This is a genomic window from Alteromonas sp. H02 (assembly GCF_059682525.1).
The window spans coordinates 2,855,611-2,872,055 of record NZ_CM185021.1 but is presented as its reverse complement, the minus strand read 5'-3'; the positions used below and the strand labels follow the sequence as shown (position 1 = coordinate 2,872,055).

Genomic DNA, 16,445 nt, shown 5'->3' with positions numbered 1-16,445 from the left:
CAGCCATTTGGCTGCTATTTTTTGCTTTACTGTGAGAACCGCGTGAGGTGTTTGATTGCCCGGCTGAGTAAATCAACATTGAGCGCATCGTCACTGCGCATTTCATTACTGATATTGGTGATGTCGTAACTACCATTACTCAGTACATCGATACGCTGATCGCTGTAAAACACCACAATTTTTTCGCCCGAGGTACTGACTAACCAGTCACGTTTTGGAGATAACAGGTTCTGCCCGGTGGAGTAAAACTGTGAAGGTGCGCTACAACCCAGTGCATTGACCAGGGTTGGTATTAAATCTTCGGTACTGGCCAGTTCGCTGTTAACTGCTAAATTGGTATACAACGTGCCTTTGGATTGCTGATAACCGGTTGCCACCATTACCAGAGTGTTAGTTAAATCGCTGCGCTGCAGTAAACGGGTGAGTGCACCGCCGTCGGCAAATGCCACCACAATATTCGCTGAACCGGTTAACCGCTCACTAAAGGTAAGCTCCGTAAACTCCGCTTTAAGCTGCGCGTCTGAGCCGGCGTACAGCTCTGTGCTCAGGCCATAGGCATCACTTAAACCAAACAGCACAGGTTGGGTAGTTTTGAGGCTTTGCTGATACAACTCCGGAACCCCGTAAAGCGTACTTGTAATTAAGCCGCCCATGCTGGTAGAGGTGGTGAAGTAATTGTCGATATGGCGCAGGTCTGCTTCTTTCATCGCCTGGCTGATATCCGTCTCGTCAATCTGCACTAGTAACAGCGCCTGCCTTTCCGGCTCCAGCGCGCAATACACTGGATCCGACGGGTAATTGACCCTATGTATGTCCGGGTCAAACTGTAATTGCTTACGCTGTTCGTAGCGTTCGATATCCAGCAGCCCATAACGCGACATGGTGGTTTTTGCCGTGGCCGGGTAGGACAGCGGAAACATGTTGTCCTGTTTGATGATCGGCTGATAGAGCTGAGCATCTGCCCAGACGTGGATAGCGTGGCCAGACACAAAGCACACCACAAAAAAGCTCACCACCCGACGGCCAATGCGATAGTGCATTAATCGGTCGATACGCTTCCAGACGGCGTTAGCCAGGATTAGCTGAAAACCAAACCACACCACAAACAATAGCAACAGATACAAAAACTGTTGCCAGCCAAACTGAAACAGCTGGGCTTCGGCTTCGTTTTTAATCAGGTAAGCGGAGTTATGACTTAAATGAAAGCCGGTGCGGTTATACAGCAGAGCATCAAAGGCCATTAACGCCAGCCCCAGTGCTGACACGGCGGAGGCAATGGTTTTTATTACACGCTGGGAAACGTCCAGGTAGCACAGCGGCAGAATAAATATCACAAACCCAAAAAAGGTTAAGAAGCTGATGTGCCCGAACCAGTTGGCAAACAGGTAAAAGGTACCCAGTACCGTACCCGGCGCCGGCGAGGAGATAACAAACACAGAGGCAATAATTATGGCGATAACGATATTCGCCAGTGCAAACCAGTGACCCCAGTTTACCAGTTTTGTTACTCGTTGACGCCTTGGGGATTCTGCTAAAATCATGGGGGTCAGGCCGTTCCTTTCACGCTTTTTACCAGCACGCTGGCAAACTGTTCAACCATCGCTTCGCGATTGGCAGGGGGGACCTGATGCTCAAAAATATGAGAAATCACATTTCCCAGTACCATCAAAGAAAGATCACGACTTGCACCGTGTTTTTCGAGTACCATAATAACGTCGTTCATCAGACGTTCGAATTCAGCATCACTGTATCGGCTTTGTTGGGGCATTTTACGCCTCTTATCGTTAAATCGCTTGAAAAAGCAAAGTTTTTGGCAATAAAGCGATTATAATCGTTGTGCATCTGATAACAATCATTCATTCAAAAAACTGCATCATTCATCAACGAATTGGACACTGGTAATTCATGAGTATATTGATTCATCATTTTGTCGTGCATCAGCTTATCGTTAATAACGAAGGTAAAATGCAACTGATCCCCCGGGAAGGCTGCCTGCCGGTAACGCCGGCTCTGGAACAACTGGGCCAGCAATTACATCACACCTTTGTGAGTAAACCGGGCAAAGGGGTAGGACATTTTATTGAAACAGAACAAGAAGATGCCAGCTTTTCTGAATCGTTAAACGGCTACACGGCCCACCACGAAGCCTCGCCTTCGGACAGCGACACGGTATTTGTGCCTTTTACCAAAACCGCCGGTGATCTGCTGCTGAAATCGCTGGTTGACACCGGTCAGGTGGAAACCGGGTTTGTGTTGTTTGTGCATTATGAATACCTGGCCACCCAGTATTTACTGGTTACGCTGCTGAACACCAAGGCCCACGTAGAGATAAACCAACAGCTGGAACTTAACAGCCGTGAGCATTTAGATCTGGCTAAAATGCAGCTGGCGGTGCGAATTGATTTAACCCAGTACCGCATTCAGCCTGAGCAACAGCGCTATGTGAGTTTTATAAAAGGGCGCATGGGGCGTAAGGTCTCTGACTTTTTCATGCAGTTTGTTGGCTGCGAAGAAAAGGTTGATGTGAAGCAGCAAAATAAACAACTGATAAGCTCAGTAGAGAATTATCTGGCTAGTGAAGGACTGGATGCCGAAGAGAAAACCGCACATCGCACCGAAGTTTCTAACTACTTTAAACAGCAGATAGACAGCGGTGACAGCATAAGAATAAGCGAACTGGCTGAAAAGTTACCCCGTGATGAAGACAACCAGCGGGACTTTGCCCAGTTTACCCAGGGGCTGGAAACACCCATTGAGCCGGAAGTCCAGCCAGATCCGGCAGCAATTCGGCAACTGGCGAAGTTCAGTGGTCAGGGCGGCGGCGTGTCGCTGAGTTTTGACCGTAAATTACTGGGTGACCGTATTATCTATCACCCGGATTCCGATACGCTGACGATTAAAGGGATCCCGCCTAACTTAAAAGACCAGTTAAAACGCAACAGCTAAGCTAGCTAGTAGTACAGTCACTTTACTATCGCTGGTATACTAAGTGGATTATTGGGCGTCTCGCAGTCGGTGAGCCGCCAACCTGTTAAAGATTAAACGAGATACAATGCAATTATTTGTAAACGACCTCACCGTCATGGACTTCTCTTACCTATGCCCTGAGCGTGGCATGGTTGGCGAGAGCTGGATTGTGGATGTGCTGCTGGATGGCACCTTGAATGAAGAAAGTATGATCCAGGATTTTGGCGTAGTGAAGAAGAACCTTAAACGCCTGATCGACGGTTATATCGACCATAAACTGCTGGTGCCGGCAGAAAGCGAACAGGCACATATCCGCCGTGATGAAGACTCAGAACAAGTAGAAGTACGCTTTGATCTGCCTAATGAGCAGGCCATTCAGATGTATTGCCCGGCGGAAGCCTACGCGTTTATTTATGCGCCCACTATCACCATGGACTCGGTAAGTGAATATCTGCGCGAGGTGATTGCCACCCATTTGCCGGATAACGTGGACAACCTTACCATTAAGCTACGCACGGAAGTCATTAACACACCGTTTTATCACTATACCCATGGGCTAAAAAAGCACGATGGTAACTGTCAGCGGATCGCACATGGCCATCGCTCGCGGGTTGATATAATCACCAACGGCAGTGAGGATCTGGAGAGTGAAGCTTATTGGGCCAGGCGTTGGGAAGACATCTATATTGCCTCCCGGGAAGATCAGATCAGTGCCGATGCACTGCAATGTCAGCATCGGTTAGCAAACTATGATGCTCATGTGTGTTTTGCCTACGAGGCAGCCCAGGGCTATTTTGAAATTGTTTTGCCTGAATCAATTTGCGAAATCATTGATACCGACTCAACCGTAGAGTGCCTTGCACAATACATTTACACCCAGCAAAAACAGCGACTGCCAGATGATAGCTGCTGCGTGATGGCTTACGAAGGGGTTGGCAAGGGAGCCATGGTAGGTGATTAAGCTGAAAAGCGTATTGTTTGGTTTGTTATGCATTAGCAGTGCGTTGCAGGCTATGGAACTGCGCGGCGAGTTAACCCAAGGTAGTTTATTGCGTGGCGAGCTTACGCCCGGTAGTGCAGTATGGCTGAATGATGAGCCGGTTAAAGTGTTGGCCAACGGTATATTTGTGATGGGGTTTGGCCGTGATGCCAAACTCACTCAGGCGCTGCGCTGGCAAACGCCCGACGGCGAGGTGCAAAATCGCGAGCTAACGCTGACTGCCCGGGAATATCCCACCCAACGTATTGAAGGCGTACCGCAAGCCATGGTAACGCCGCCCAAAAGTGTGCTGGAGCGCATAAAAGATGATAACTGGCGGGTTGCTAAAGCACGTAAAACCAGTAGTGAGCGAACGGATTTTGCGGTGGACTTTATCTGGCCGGCCGAAGGGCCAATTACCGGTGTTTACGGCAGTCAGCGAGTGTTTAACGGTGTGCCCAAACGCCCGCATTACGGTGTGGATGTTGGCGCCCCAACCGGTACACAGGTGATTGCACCGGCCGGTGGCAAGGTGACTCTGGCGCACCCGGATTTATATTACTCCGGCGGCACCATTATTCTTGATCATGGCCTTGGGGTTAATTCAACGTTTCTGCATTTAAGCAAGCTTACGGTTAAGCCCGGTGATCTGGTGGAACAAGGCCAGAAAATCGGTGAGATTGGTGACACGGGCAGGGCAACCGGGCCCCACCTTGACTGGCGCATCAACTGGTTTAGTGAGCGACTGGATCCCGCATTACTGGTACCGCCTCGCTAGCGCTTTCAAACAGGGCGGTTATTGACGCCCTAACCATGCTGCGGCCTTTTCTTCATCGGTAATTTTCAGCACACAGCTTTGCGCCTGAGCAGGGAGCAACGGCAAGGAAAGGCTGAGTAAGCGGCCATCCCTGATTACACTTAGCGTCAGAGGCTCGTCATTAGGCAAGGTGAGCAGCCTCTGCAATAATTTGCTATTGACCACGTAGCTGTCTACAGCGATAAGTTTATCGTTTATCTGCAGGCCGGCCTGACACGCCGCTGAGTCTTCCTGCACCGCCTGAATGATTAAACCGGTATCGGCATCTTTGGTCACCGCACCAAAATCATAACGGGGCGATACTTTACCAGACACCTCATCACCGCCCTTATCCTGTAAAGAAAGCGGCGTTTGTAAGGTTTGGCTGACGCCAATTTGTTCCAGCAAGCTATCCAGCGCCACATCTTGTGTGCCGTACACCACGGCATCTAGATAATCTTTTATATCGACGTTAAGTTCATCACGGCAAAGTTGTTCAATCACATGGGCCGGCGTGCCGCTTTCATCACCGTATTGTGCCCACAGCAAGCGCATCAGATCGTCCAGGTTGTATTGGTTGTTACTGCGTTCGCGAAGCAGAATATCCAGCCCCAGTGCAACGATGCCGCCTTTGTTGTAATAACTCACGATATGGTTAATTGAACCGGCGTCCTGTTTATAAAATTTATTCCAGGCATAAAAGCTCGACTCGGCAATGCTTTGCTTAAAACGCCCGGCATTTTTATACAGCCTGGTGAGGTTTTGCGCGACTATTTTAAAGTAACGCTCCGGCGGGATTACGCCTACGCGGGCCAGAGTGACATCGTCATAAAAGCTGGTAAAGCCCTCGTAAATCCACAGCTGGTCGGTGTAGGTTTCCTGACTGAGGTCCGGCACCACCATCACATCGGGTTTGATGCGCTTCACGTGCCAGGTGTGGAACAACTCGTGGCTACACAAACTGATAAAGTTAACGTAGCTGTCGCTCAGTTCTTCAGGCTCACCTGCAAGTGGCAGTTCAAAACGGGGGAATAACAGCGCAGTTGAACTGCGATGCTCAAGGCCACCATAGCCTTCATTGGCAATCAAGGTCATAAACAAATAATGTTTAACCGGGTAGGGCTTACCAAACAATGATAAATGATGCTGGCAGACTTTTTTGAGATCGGCGCACAGGCGAGGCAGATCGTACTGCGTGGTGCCGCTGAACATTAGGGTAAAGGTAACGCCATCTACCTCAAAGTCGGCACTGGTGCATTCGCCAATAAATATCGGGTGGTCAATGAGTTCATCATAGTCAGCACTGATAAAACGGTTATCCTCAAGGTGAGGCAGCGTGGTTTCTATTTGCCAGTATGGCTTGCTCGCCGGGCTCTTAATCACCAGTTCGCAGGGCAGGCTTTCACAGCCAGAAACGCTTACAAAAACACTGGTGCCGTTACAAAAGGCGTACTCATCGTTGATGTAGGCGCTACGTACTGACAGATCGAAGGCATACACCTGATACGCTATCTCTACCGCCTCGCCGCCAGTGGTTAACTGCCATTGTTGTTTATCCAGCAGTTTAACGTCAATGGGGTGTCCTTCAATGTTAGTGGCGGTAAAGTTAACGATATTGCGGGAAAAGTCGCGCACCATATAGCTGCCCGGGATCCAACCCGGCAGGCTCAGCTTGAGATGTTCACTATCCATAGACGGAATGGATAACGTGACATCAAACAAATGCTGGCTGACGGAGTTTACCGATAATGAATACTGAAGGACGGGCGATTGTTGCGCCATGGGAGATACCTCTTCTTGCAGCCTGTTTTAGCCAGAATGGACATGAATAGTTGTGAAATACTGAAAATATGATTATATAGCTATAGTGATTGCGATTCAGTTTTAAATGATGCCCAAACAAAAAAAGATCCTGCTTAGTAGTGCTGATATCAATAGCTTACAGTCGCTTATGCCCGGCAGTGTGGTGGATTTGCAAATCTCCACGCCCACCGCACCTAAGCGGGTAAAAACCGGCTATATTGGCGCCGATGTACCCAACTGCCTGTTGTTTCAGGTTCCCAGTGAGTCCCGTTGGGGGTATCTGCGAGACGTGCTGGTGCCAGACAATGAAGTGGTTTTACGCTACGTGCTGGAAGGCGATGAAGGCAAGGTGATTGCGTTTCGTTCCCACGTTATCAAAGTGATTACTCATCCCGTACCTATACTGTTTGTGGCTATGCCGGAGTCATTGCAAACACTCGCTCTGCGCAAGCATAAGCGCTGGACACCGGGCATTCAGGCCCGTGTCAGTGCCAGTGATGATAAGCAAACCTTAAGCACCGACTGTATGATTTTGGATGTGTCCTTGCAGGGGTGTCGGTGCGTACTCGAATCGAGCCCGGAATTCCCCATTCTGGAAAAAGGTAAAACCATTCAGCTGAAAATTGCTGAAGACAAAGAAAACGTGATTAAAGGGCTCATTAAAAACAGCAGTACCACTCAAACGCGGGTGTTTTATGGCGTCCAATTTGCCGCTGACGCAGGAATTGTTAAAAAATTGTTGGATCGTTTTATTGTTGAGCTTTAGGATAGATCCTACGCTGGTTGTACCAGCAGCGAAAAGAGGCCGACCATAAAACAATTATTTGCCTCATTTCGTATCAAACAGGAAACGGGGACAATTAGTATGCGTGATATTGAACGGCTGTTTAACGAATATTCAGAAAGCCACATGAATCCAACCAACAAGATGATTCACAATCTGGCCGTGCCGGCCATCTACTTTTCAGTCATCGGGTTGATTTGGTCGATACCCGTGCCTGGTTTTATTGAACAATACGGGATTAACTTTGCGCATATCATTGCCATCCCGGTGCTGTATTATTATTTCCTGCTATCCGGCCCGATTGGTGCCGCCATGACGCTGCTAACCATTGCGTGCTTCCTGATTATCGAACAAATCGCTCAATCTGCCGTGCCAGTCTGGCAGGTGAGTGTCGGGGTGTTTGTGATCATGTGGATTTTGCAGTTTATTGGCCATGCGATTGAAGGTAAGAGGCCGTCGTTTTTCACCGATTTACGTTTTCTGTTGATTGGCCCTGCCTGGGTATGGGGTAGCTGGCTCAAACGTTTAAATATTAGTTATTAACCTTCCGGCAATGTGGCAATTTCTGCGCAAAGTCTGTACCGTCCACATTGCCTGTTACCCTCAGGTATACCAATAGTGCGATAAATCGTAAATCAATTACGACTAAGTCATTATTCACCCTCACAAATACACGTATAATGCAGTAGATGACAAAACAATCTGGTACCTTTGTGCTGAAGTGGCAGCGACTATTTGAAAACAACGAACGTTTATTCTGGGTATTACATACCGCAGGGTGGGCGGGATTTGCTGTGGTTTATTACATTGGGTCGTTTTTGCATGAAGTTCGTCCCATTTTCCTGTTTATTATTATCCTCAATTCCTATGCTGGCTGGATTTTAACTATCCCGCTGCGCTACGTGTATCGCTGGGCGCGCAATCAGGGAGCCGTTAAGTTACTGCTCACCGTGTTAGCCGCGTCTTATGCTGTTGCCCTGTTATGGGCAGTAGTAAAAAATGTTAACTACTGGGAAATCTACAAACACGGCTTCAGGCCCGATGCCTGGTATATGTATTTCAGTAATACCATTGATTCAATGATCATGATCGGCTGTTGGAGCGGTTTGTATTTTGGTATCAAAAACTTTGAGATGCTACAGCGGGAAAAGCAAAATGCCTTAAAAGCCAGCACCATGGCTCATCAGGCACATCTCAAGATGCTGCGCTATCAGCTTAATCCGCACTTTTTGTTTAATACACTCAACGCCATTTCAACGCTGATCCTGATGAAGAACAATGATACCGCCGAAGCCATGGTATCGAGACTGAGTGACTTCTTGCGCTACTCGCTGGATAACGATCCCATTAAAAAAGTGGCATTAGGTCAGGAAATCAAGGCATTACGGTTATATTTAGAAATTGAAAAAGTGCGTTTCGGCGAACGTCTGGAAGTGGTCTGGAATATCGAAGAAGATTGCGAAAACGCTATGGTTCCAAGTATGATACTGCAACCCATCGTTGAAAATGCCATTAAGCATGCTATCTCTAAGCTTGAACATGCAGGCAAGCTCACCATTGATGCACGCAGATTTGGTAACGATCTGCTTCTCGATGTAGCCGATAACGGCCCGGGGGCAGATATTCTTGATGGTCAGTTAAGCCGCACCGGCGGTGTGGGTCTGCCTAATATAAAAGAACGCCTGCACGCTTTGTATAATCGGAATTTTGCTTTTACGGTTGAACATAATCAGCCGCAGGGAGTACGCGTTAGTGTTCGTATTCCTTATGATGTAAAGGATATTTAAATGAGTCAGCAAAAAATTAAAACTCTTATCGTCGACGATGAGCCTCTGGCCCGCAGTGGTTTACGCTTACGCCTGGAAAAGTTCGATGATGTAGAAGTGGTTGCTGAATGTCAGAATGGTCTGGACGCAGTCAGTATGATTTCTCAGCATCGTCCGGATCTGGTTTTTCTCGATATTCAAATGCCCGGATTAAACGGTTTTCAGGTAATCAACAAGCTCAAAGAGCTGAAGCAGCCCATCCCGATGATTATCTTTGTTACCGCTTACGACAGCTACGCCATTAAGGCTTTTGATGTTCATGCTCTCGATTATTTGCTTAAACCAGCCGATGACGAACGATTGAGTGCCGCTATAAAGAAAGTTCGCGAGTACTATGCTACCCAGAACCAAGATGAGCAGTCCAAAAAACTGGTCAATCTGGTGGCCGAATTGACCGGTGACGATTGCGAAGAAATCTTACGTAAGCTTGCCAGTGGTGAAGCGGTAGAAACGAATCCTTATCCGGATGTACTGGCGATTAAAGACGGCTCAGAAGTGACCCGGGTAAATGTATCTGATATTCAGTGGATTGATGCAGCCGGTGATTACATGTGCGTACATGCCCTGGATGGCATGCATATTATGCGTAAAACCATGAAAGAACTTGAGCAGGAATTAAACCCGCAATTGTTTGTGCGTGTTCACCGTTCAGCTATCGCTAATATTCGTTACGTGAAAAAACTGGTGAGTCACATAAGCGGTGAGTATCACCTTATCCTCAATAACGATACCGAGCTCAAAGTGAGTCGTAGTCACCGTGATAAGGTGAAAGCGGCCATGAAGATGTAAGCTAAACTAACTACATACTAAAACAAGACGGCGCTTTAAGCGCCGTCATTCTTTTGTAAGCCCTAATGTATGGACTTCGGTAGGTAATTATCACAAGTGGTAGAGCTATGCCTGTAGAAGTCGGAGAGTAAACTGGCACCATACTGAGTAATATAGATTTATAATGCTCGAGACAGCTTTGAGCGAGTAGCGGACACTTTGGGCTTTGGTGATACGGGAGCTAAACTAGAATATTTTTTTCGTTTGCTTTGAGTATGGCTTCATCAAGCCAAATCAGTTAGTTTAAGTAAAGACAAGTTTTTATCATTGGCCCCGACAATACAGGTTTGGGGACTAATATAGAGGTTTTTTACATGGAAGTTGTATATGTTCTTCTCGCCATATTTATCGTTTTTCTTTTAGCAAAGCCTAAACGTAAAGCTGAAATAGTAAAACCTAGGAGTGAGTCTGATAAAGTTTACGATAATCCAACAAAAGAATTTAAAAAAGCTTCACTTAAAGCAGTTTACGAAACTGAAAGTGTGCACGTATCTGATTCAAATTCTGCCGGAAGTTATAAAGAACAAAAAGAAGCCAATCTTGGTTCTCGAAATATTGACGATCAGATGATCAACAGACGTATAGAAGATAAAGGCGAGAATGGTATTAAGCCAGATGTATCTGAGCGGAGTAAAGAGGTCAAAATAGTAGAAGACAAGGAAGAGACTAAAGGTAACGCTCCGGTAGAAGCTTCAAAAGTTTCAGCTACTCCCAAAAAGGCTTTGGAAAATTTGGCTTCTCGACTTAAAAGCCAATCTCAATACTCTACTTCAAGAGTTGAACATGCATCTAGTTCATCTTCTTCCGATGATGGTCTCGCTTCGTTCAATATTTTTGAAAGCTCAAAACCCCAAAGCGATTTAGTCAAAGTAGGAAGAAAGGGGGCGTGGATTGGTAAGTACCAGGAGGTTAAGTTACACGGCCGTACACTAAGAGGCTTTCTGTATGTTGGGGAGCGTATGGACTCCCTACGTGGATATATGCAAGAGCCTGCGCTAGTGAACAGCTCCTTACCCGCCGCAGGGCAATCATTTAACCATTCGGTCTTTTACACTGATGGAACACTAGGTTACTGGCCCAGCTATGATTCACTGTCACGGGAATGCAGAGGCTCCTACCTTGACTGGTTAGCTTCAGATAGAAGTGCAGAAAATACGCCTATAGGGTTTGTTTTTTTATATTTTTACGGCTTTGAAAGGTTTTTCCTGGAAAATAGTAAAGATACATATACTGAAGCGATACATTTTGAGCATATTTTTGAGGAAGTGCTTCGACTTAACACGGTCTTTGGATTTAACCGTTCATTTGCTGGTTACTCGGCAAACTTCTTGGAGTTTATGTATTTGGTTAAACCTGACTTATTTGAAAGTGAAAAACATAAGCTGCCTAAAACACGTCAGTCATTACTCTTCAAATTACGTTTAGCAGAGCAAGTTGTTTCAACAGAAAAAGTTGATGAAGAATTAGCGCTTGAATGGATTAAAAATTCAGAACAATACAGTTTAAGAACAGCAGCAAGACGTTGTGAAGTTGAATTTGACTCCCTATTTAAGATTTATTTTAAACAGAAATTTCCGGAAGGAATGCCTGTTAAACCTAACAAGACTAAATTAAATGCAGAGTATTCTGCTGCCAGTGGTGGCATACCTTCGGTTAAAATCTTATTAGAAGGCTTGCCTGATCCAAGTATTCTAAAGGGGCCTATTAACAAACTCATTCCAGTTGCAGATAGGGTGACTGAGGAATTGGCAAGTTACAGTCGATATTTAGGTAAAGCTGACACAACGAAAGATGACTTAGCAGCATTAATGTTACTTCCTAGTGCGATCGCGAATAGTCAGCCATCCCCACTAGTCGAAACGTTTAAAGCTTGGGCACAGACTATCATTTCTGAAAATGAGGGATTGACAGATGTTGCTGAGTTTTGGTTACAAACAGGATTACCGAAACCAAAAGCCATTAACAAAAAAGAAAGTGAATTGATTTGTAGTCTGGCAAACTTTGCGAATGTTGGAGTTGCTCCTGATTTAAGGTATCACCACGCGAAACTTAAGTTAGATGGGAAAATTGTGTTGTTTGCACCAGGTCATGAAAACGGTTTTATCCCCAGTCATACATTTAACCAAGTCGGTGTGGCCCTTCGGTTAGGAGCGATGATTGCCAGTATAGATGGTTTTGTTGATGAATCAGAAAGCACTGAGTTACAGAAGCTTATTGCGCATGATGAAAAGCTAACAGATACAGAAAAGCGCTCTTTGCAAGCATATTTGACATGGCGCTTAGCGACACCTTCCGACAATACCGGTTTGAAAAATCGACTTAGTAGCCTGGGAGCAAAGGAGATCGAGTTTGTTAAGCGGTTTATTATTTCTATAGCACTCGCTGATGGCAATGTTGATAACAAAGAAGTAAAACAGATCGAGAAACTCTATACGAAATTAGGGCTGGACAAAGATACTGTATCGAGTGATATACACCAACTAACTACGAGTAATCATCAATCAGTTTCCGGACGCGAAAGTTCATCCGAATTTTCCATTGATGAAGCTATCTTAGCGCTTCATGAGAGTCAAACTACAGAGGCGAAAGGTATGCTAGAGGAGATATTTACCTCTGAAGAAGATGATGAAAGTGAAAGTTTAGAACTTGCTGAATCTTCAAATGATATTAATGGATTAGATCAAGCCCATAGCCAGCTTTATGAAAAGCTATGTACTCAAGCGCAATGGAGCCGTAATGAAGTGGCTAAAATATGCGGTGATCTTAATCTTATGATTGATGGTGCAATCGAAACCATTAATGATTGGGCGTTTGATTTAGTCGATGCGCCAGTGATTGAAGATGATGGCGAAATATACATCGATGAAGAAATAGTTGAAGAAATAAGGGAGTTATAGCAATGGCAGCCAAAAAAATTAGAGCTAAAGAGCGTGATGCTATTATCCAGTCGCTTAAATCGGGTGTTACGCCAAAAGTAGGGATACAGCACATACAGGTCGGCAGAGGCAACGAGTTAAAAGCTCTGATTGCGGATATAGCTCGGGTTACTGAAGGTGGCTCAGCTTTTCGTTTAATTATTGGTGAATATGGTTCCGGTAAAACGTTCTTTTTAAGTGTTGTAAGGGCTATAGCTTTGGAGCGAAAACTGGTAACTGTGAATGCTGATTTATCTCCGGATAGACGTATTCATGCATCATCTGGACAAGCCAGGAATTTATACTCTGAGCTCATGCGGAATATGTCCACTCGCAATAAGCCTGACGGTAATGCTTTAACGAGCGTAGTAGAAAAGTTCATTACTGAAGCGCGAAAAGAAGCTGATAATAACGGTAAAGATATCACCACTGTAATTCAAGAAAGATTATCTTCATTGTCAGAACTAGTGGGAGGATACGACTTCTCTAAAGTGATTGAAGCTTACTGGACTGGACATGAAACAGACAATGAGACGCTAAAAAACAATGCAGTAAAATGGTTAAGAGCCGAATATGCAACTAAGACCGATGCACGCAAAGATCTTGGGATTAGGAGTATTATTTCTGATGCATCCTTTTATGATTCTTTAAAGCTAATGAGCTTATTCGTGAGGCAAGCAGGCTACGAGGGCCTATTGGTTAACCTCGATGAAATGGTAAATTTATACAAACTTAATAGTACTCAAGCGCGAGTGTCGAACTATGAACAGATCTTAAGAATATTAAATGACTGTTTGCAGGGTTCTGCGGAGTATCTAGGCTTTTTACTCGGGGGAACACCTGAGTTCTTGCTTGACCCAAGAAAAGGCTTACATAGCTATGAAGCACTGCAATCACGCCTAGCAGGTAATACATTTGCAAAACAAGCGGGTGTTATTGATTATTCTTCGCCTGCGCTACATTTAGCTAGCTTGACGCCTGAGGAGTTATTTATTCTTCTGAAAAATCTGAGGCATGTTTATGCCTCTGGCGATGAAACACAGTATTTAGTACCTGATGAATCCCTTAAAGCATTTTTAGTACATTGCAGTAAAACAATTGGTGATGCTTATTTCAGAACTCCTAGAAATACCATAAAAGCCTTTTTAGATATGCTCGCAGTAATAGATCAAAATCCAAGTATTTCGTGGGATAGCTTGATTGCGAAACTTGATATTGTGGAAGAAAAACCATCGGATGTTGAGCTTGATATCGAATCAGAAGAAGATGGACTAGCTGATTTCAAATTATGATAGATGAACACGAGAAGCTGGATTTTCGTGTACAGCAGTGGATTTTTAAGCAGGGCTGGGATCGCCTACGAGAAATTCAATGCCTAGCGATTGATCCTATCTTGACCGGTGGCACTGATGTGCTCATCAGCGCTTCTACAGCAGCAGGCAAAACGGAAGCATTTTTTTTACCCGCAATAAGTACTATTGTAGAGGATAAGCGGGGCGTCGGGATCTTATATATAAGTCCCCTAAAAGCACTAATAAACGATCAAGATAGAAGGCTTGAAAGTCTAGCAGATATACTAGACTTACAAGTTACGCCTTGGCACGGTGATAGTGCTCAAGGTCGTAAATCAAAGCTTAAACGAAATCCTTCTGGTATTGTTTTAATCACACCTGAGTCATTAGAGTCACTATTAATACGAGATAGTGGTTGGGTTAAATCTGCTTTTCAAAATTTAAAACACATTGTAATTGACGAATTTCACGCATTCATAGGGACTGAACGTGGTCATCATTTGTTGAGTCTACTTCACCGATTAGAGCATTTGCTTGGTCGCCTAAAAATTCCTATACCCAGAACTGCATTAAGTGCCACTCTTGGTGAATTAGAGACCGTACCACTCTCTCTTAGGCCAAATAAATCATTACCATGCAAAATAATTAAGCAAACGCAATCTTCGGCTTCGCTAAAAATGCAGGTCAAGGGCTACATCGAGGCCAATACAGCAGTAGGTGATGCCGTGCGAGCTGAGCAGCTTGTCTGTAATGATTTATATGAACTTTGCCGAGGTGGTAACCATCTAGTCTTTGCGAATAGCAGAAGTCGTACTGAAATCCTTGCAGCAGTATTAGCCGATATGTGTGAGAGTAACGCTGTACCAAATGAGTTTTTTCCTCATCATGGTTCCCTTTCAAAGGAAATGAGAGAAACATTAGAAGCTCGGCTACAGCAGGAAAGGCTCCCAACTACTGCAATTTGTACCATGACCTTGGAGCTTGGTATTGATATTGGGAAAGTTAACTCAGTTGTGCAAGTTACAGCGCCTCATTCGATAGCTAGTTTGAGGCAAAGAATGGGGCGGTCAGGAAGACGCGGTGGTGCAAGTATTCTAAGGATGCTAATTACCGAGAACGAACTGACAGAGCAATCCAGTATTGTAGATAAGTTACGTCTGGAGCTAGTTCAGTCATTAGCGATGGTCAGACTATTAGTTGCTAGTAAGTGGTATGAACCGGCTGACTCCTCACTATTGCATTTATCGACACTACTGCATCAAATATTAGCATTAACTGCCCAGTGGGGAGGAATAAGAGCTGATCAAATATATAGTTTGCTGTGTAAGGACGGCCCGTTTCAGCATGTTACCGTCGCTCATTTTAAATGCTTATTGTCCCATATGGGCATTACTGAATTAATTACTCAGTTAGGTAGTGGAGAGCTAGTTTTAGGGCATGCTGGCGAAAAAATAACGAATCATTATAGTTTTTACGCCGTCTTTAAAACACCTGAAGAATTTAGAATTGTTTCAGGCAGCAAAACGCTAGGAACACTTCCTGTAGATAGCTTGATTTTAGGAGGTCAACATATCGTTTTTGCAGGAAAAAGGTGGGTGGTTGAATTAGTTGATGTGGAAAAAAAGGTAATATTAGTCAACCGCGCCAAAGGAGGCCAGCCACCTAAATTTGGCGGCGCTGGAATGGCGGTTCATGATGTGGTTCGACAAGAAATGTTTAAAATACTGAGTGAGAGCGACTACAAAATAAAGGTTGGCGAACACCGAATAGAGTTTGCGGATGAAACTGCACAGTCATTGTTTCAGGAAGCGGCAAAATTTTTCCAAACAGCTAACCTGGCAAAAACTAATTTTATTCAACAAGGTAATAGAACTGTGATCCTTCCCTGGGCTGGCGATAAAGTTGTAAACACTATCGTTGCTGTACTGATTAGCAAGGGTTTCGCTGCTGGAGCATTTGCAGGGGTCATCGAAATTGAAAAGGCCGATTCGCAAGATGTAATCGATGCACTTAAGAGTTTCCAGGCTGATGGTACAATATCTGCGGATGAGTTGGCTGGATCAATTCCTGAAAAGGCGATCGATAAATTTGATGAGTATCTACCGGAAAATTTACTTATAACTGGTTATGCCGCGAGAGCGTTCGATATTGACAGTGCAAAGATTAAAGTCAAAGAACTATTGGAAGTTTATTGAGCGAAATATAAGTAAGTATGTCCGCTTTTGACCAAGAAGAGACGTTTTCAGTATGCAACT

13 protein-coding genes are annotated in these 16,445 nt (G+C 45.0%); 10 read left to right on the top strand and 3 right to left on the bottom strand.

Going from position 1 to position 16,445, the window contains the following annotated elements; genetic code table 11:
• Window positions 1–26: 26 nt before the first annotated feature.
• Together AC566Q_RS13340 and AC566Q_RS13335 are read right to left on the bottom strand one after the other, a co-directional pair.
• Window positions 27–1,541 carry a DUF3413 domain-containing protein gene (locus tag AC566Q_RS13340; RefSeq protein WP_499606964.1) on the bottom strand — a complete coding sequence of 505 codons (1,515 nt, stop codon included), beginning with the start codon at window positions 1,539–1,541 and terminating at the stop codon, window positions 27–29.
• Between the two features lie 5 nt (window positions 1,542–1,546).
• Window positions 1,547–1,768, bottom strand: coding sequence for a YejL family protein (locus AC566Q_RS13335; RefSeq protein ID WP_105935111.1), 222 nt, complete (start codon window positions 1,766–1,768; stop codon window positions 1,547–1,549).
• Between the two features lie 137 nt (window positions 1,769–1,905).
• Here AC566Q_RS13335 and yejK point away from each other — a divergent pair, with 137 nt between their 5' ends.
• The 3 genes from yejK to AC566Q_RS13320 all read left to right on the top strand — a co-directional run bounded on the left by yejK (window position 1,906) and on the right by AC566Q_RS13320 (window position 4,724).
• Window positions 1,906–2,946, top strand: a complete 1,041-nt coding sequence (gene yejK, locus AC566Q_RS13330; protein WP_499606962.1) for a nucleoid-associated protein YejK — start codon at window positions 1,906–1,908, stop codon at window positions 2,944–2,946.
• A 106-nt stretch (window positions 2,947–3,052) separates the two neighbouring features.
• Entirely contained in the window at window positions 3,053–3,928 is an 876-nt protein-coding gene (locus AC566Q_RS13325) for a 6-carboxytetrahydropterin synthase (protein WP_499606959.1), read from the top strand.
• Window positions 3,929–3,980: 52 nt separating this feature from the next.
• Entirely contained in the window at window positions 3,981–4,724 is a 744-nt protein-coding gene (locus tag AC566Q_RS13320) for a M23 family metallopeptidase (protein ID WP_499617509.1), read from the top strand.
• 18 nt (window positions 4,725–4,742) lie between these two features.
• Here the strand turns inward: AC566Q_RS13320 and AC566Q_RS13315 are convergent, their stop codons facing one another.
• On the bottom strand, window positions 4,743–6,524 hold the full coding sequence (locus tag AC566Q_RS13315; RefSeq protein ID WP_499606956.1) for a M61 family metallopeptidase: 1,782 nt from the start codon (window positions 6,522–6,524) through the stop codon (window positions 4,743–4,745).
• A 106-nt stretch (window positions 6,525–6,630) separates the two neighbouring features.
• Between AC566Q_RS13315 and AC566Q_RS13310 the strand changes: the two genes are divergently transcribed.
• The 7 genes from AC566Q_RS13310 to AC566Q_RS13280 all read left to right on the top strand — a co-directional run bounded on the left by AC566Q_RS13310 (window position 6,631) and on the right by AC566Q_RS13280 (window position 16,385).
• Window positions 6,631–7,311 (top strand): flagellar brake domain-containing protein, encoded by a 681-nt coding sequence (locus AC566Q_RS13310; RefSeq protein WP_499606952.1) that lies wholly within the window; start codon window positions 6,631–6,633, stop codon window positions 7,309–7,311.
• 99 nt (window positions 7,312–7,410) lie between these two features.
• Entirely contained in the window at window positions 7,411–7,872 is a 462-nt protein-coding gene (locus tag AC566Q_RS13305) for an Mpo1 family 2-hydroxy fatty acid dioxygenase (RefSeq protein ID WP_499606949.1), read from the top strand.
• Between the two features lie 146 nt (window positions 7,873–8,018).
• Entirely contained in the window at window positions 8,019–9,116 is a 1,098-nt protein-coding gene (locus tag AC566Q_RS13300; RefSeq protein ID WP_499606947.1) for a sensor histidine kinase, read from the top strand.
• Window positions 9,117–9,944 carry a LytR/AlgR family response regulator transcription factor gene (locus AC566Q_RS13295; RefSeq protein ID WP_499606945.1) on the top strand — a complete coding sequence of 276 codons (828 nt, stop codon included), beginning with the start codon at window positions 9,117–9,119 and terminating at the stop codon, window positions 9,942–9,944.
• 353 nt (window positions 9,945–10,297) lie between these two features.
• The gene (locus AC566Q_RS13290) at window positions 10,298–12,880 is read left to right on the top strand and encodes a tellurite resistance TerB family protein (RefSeq protein ID WP_499606942.1); all 2,583 of its coding nucleotides are present in this window, start codon (window positions 10,298–10,300) and stop codon (window positions 12,878–12,880) included.
• A 2-nt stretch (window positions 12,881–12,882) separates the two neighbouring features.
• Complete coding sequence (locus AC566Q_RS13285) at window positions 12,883–14,190, top strand: ATP-binding protein (protein ID WP_499606939.1); 1,308 nt, start codon at window positions 12,883–12,885, stop codon at window positions 14,188–14,190.
• Window positions 14,187–16,385 carry a DEAD/DEAH box helicase gene (locus AC566Q_RS13280; RefSeq protein WP_499606936.1) on the top strand — a complete coding sequence of 733 codons (2,199 nt, stop codon included), beginning with the start codon at window positions 14,187–14,189 and terminating at the stop codon, window positions 16,383–16,385. The genes AC566Q_RS13285 and AC566Q_RS13280 overlap by 4 nt, the downstream gene beginning before the upstream one ends.
• Window positions 16,386–16,445: the final 60 nt, after the last annotated feature.

What these genes read in the sequence shown, in the direction of transcription:
- AC566Q_RS13315 (WP_499606956.1), bottom strand. Translation starts at nt 6,524, where the DNA reads ATGGCGCAACAATCGCCCGTCCTTCAGTATTCATTATCGGTAAACTCC.
- AC566Q_RS13280 (WP_499606936.1), top strand. Translation starts at nt 14,187, where the DNA reads ATGATAGATGAACACGAGAAGCTGGATTTTCGTGTACAGCAGTGGATT.
- AC566Q_RS13305 (WP_499606949.1), top strand. Translation starts at nt 7,411, where the DNA reads ATGCGTGATATTGAACGGCTGTTTAACGAATATTCAGAAAGCCACATG.
- AC566Q_RS13340 (WP_499606964.1), bottom strand. Translation starts at nt 1,541, where the DNA reads ATGATTTTAGCAGAATCCCCAAGGCGTCAACGAGTAACAAAACTGGTA.
- AC566Q_RS13290 (WP_499606942.1), top strand. Translation starts at nt 10,298, where the DNA reads ATGGAAGTTGTATATGTTCTTCTCGCCATATTTATCGTTTTTCTTTTA.
- AC566Q_RS13300 (WP_499606947.1), top strand. Translation starts at nt 8,019, where the DNA reads ATGACAAAACAATCTGGTACCTTTGTGCTGAAGTGGCAGCGACTATTT.
- yejK (WP_499606962.1), top strand. Translation starts at nt 1,906, where the DNA reads ATGAGTATATTGATTCATCATTTTGTCGTGCATCAGCTTATCGTTAAT.
- AC566Q_RS13285 (WP_499606939.1), top strand. Translation starts at nt 12,883, where the DNA reads ATGGCAGCCAAAAAAATTAGAGCTAAAGAGCGTGATGCTATTATCCAG.
- AC566Q_RS13310 (WP_499606952.1), top strand. Translation starts at nt 6,631, where the DNA reads ATGATGCCCAAACAAAAAAAGATCCTGCTTAGTAGTGCTGATATCAAT.
- AC566Q_RS13335 (WP_105935111.1), bottom strand. Translation starts at nt 1,768, where the DNA reads ATGCCCCAACAAAGCCGATACAGTGATGCTGAATTCGAACGTCTGATG.
- AC566Q_RS13295 (WP_499606945.1), top strand. Translation starts at nt 9,117, where the DNA reads ATGAGTCAGCAAAAAATTAAAACTCTTATCGTCGACGATGAGCCTCTG.
- AC566Q_RS13325 (WP_499606959.1), top strand. Translation starts at nt 3,053, where the DNA reads ATGCAATTATTTGTAAACGACCTCACCGTCATGGACTTCTCTTACCTA.
- AC566Q_RS13320 (WP_499617509.1), top strand. Translation starts at nt 3,981, where the DNA reads ATGGAACTGCGCGGCGAGTTAACCCAAGGTAGTTTATTGCGTGGCGAG.